Here is an 826-nt window from a genome sequence, read left to right on the forward strand (position 1 = left end):
CATAGTAATGCTCCTGGAAAAAATCATTTAGTAACATGAGGGTTTGTAGTTAAGGTGATATAGAGGTGTTATACAATTCATGGGCGCAATCCCTGAAGATCGGCCAGTTGATCTCCTGTAATTGCCTTCTACGATTATGTATTGAAGGTGCTGGCAACTTTTAAAGAATAGATACAGATATAATCTGGAGAATTGGAGGATTCATATGAACAACACCAGAAACATTATAAGACAAAGTAAAACCCTTGTCGGTCCCTTCCCTGAATTTAATGTAAAAGATGTATCAGAATGCCCCCACGAACTTTTTTTAGAATGGTTCAAAGCAGCTATAGATAGTGGTGTACATGAACCTCACGCAATGACACTTTCTACCACAGATCACAATGGATTTCCGGATGCCCGAGTTCTAATTATAAAAGATGTAGACCAGGATGGGTGGTATTTTGCCTCCAGCTCGCAAAGTAATAAGGGGAAACAAATTGAGGTTAATCCGAATGTTGCCTTAACCTTCTATTGGTCACAAGTTGGAAGGCAGATAAGAATACGTGGAACAGCACGAAAGATGGATAAAGACATGAGTGCAAATGACTTCTTGAATCGTGGAGTTACAGCTCGAGCTATTGCCTTGATTGGCAAACAAAGTTCAATCGTAAAAGACCAAATTGAATTTGAACAGGAATTTGAAAAGCAAATTTATCATATTGAACAAAATCCGAATATAGTATCTCCCACTTGGACTCTGTACAGAGTTACTGCAAGTGAAGTTGAATTCTGGCAAGCAGACGAAGAACGTAAGCATATCAGACTAAAATATAGTAATGAGGGA

1 protein-coding gene is annotated in these 826 nt (G+C 38.5%); it reads left to right on the forward strand.

What is annotated here, in order from left to right:
- Positions 1 to 205: 205 nt before the first annotated feature.
- Positions 206 to 826, forward strand: a 621-nt coding sequence (locus HP456_RS24485; protein ID WP_172255874.1) for a pyridoxine/pyridoxamine 5'-phosphate oxidase, incomplete at its 3' end; no start/stop codon positions are given.

This window comes from Bacillus haikouensis (genome assembly GCF_013179555.1).
Lineage (GTDB): Bacteria > Bacillota > Bacilli > Bacillales > Bacillaceae_B > Rossellomorea > Rossellomorea haikouensis_A.